Annotated in this window: 1 protein-coding gene; it reads left to right on the top strand. The window is 51.2% G+C overall.

All coding sequences use genetic code 11. From position 1 onward, the window contains the following. Positions 1-293: hypothetical protein (locus GPK89_RS14355; protein WP_215694182.1), on the top strand; the 293-nt coding region annotated here is incomplete at both ends.

The raw sequence follows: 293 nt of genomic DNA, 5'->3' as shown, positions 1-293 counted from the left end.
TATGCGCGGGCACACGAAAAAATCCAGAAAGGCGCAGAGAAAATCAAGACAGCGCATAGGCGCTCGCTCCACTCCGTTCCGCTCGCAATCCGCCTAATCTCCAAGCCAACTCCAAGAAAATTCCAAGTCCACACCAAGCAAAATCAACGCATTATCTCATGTTTTCCCGCATGGGACAGAATGAGAGAGGATTGGAAACAAAAAAGAAAGCAGGCCCCGGAGCCGGATGGCGGAGGGGCCTGCGTGTGGATTCTTAACTTGTCTCTTTGTTCTTCGGTGAACGCCCTGTATCA

Origin of the sequence: Gemmiger formicilis, assembly GCF_018784445.1 — a bacterium.
In the GTDB taxonomy this organism is placed as follows: Bacteria; Bacillota; Clostridia; order Oscillospirales; family Ruminococcaceae; genus Gemmiger.
The sequence above is the reverse complement of the archived record's forward strand: the minus strand, read 5'-3'. Positions and strand labels throughout refer to the sequence as shown.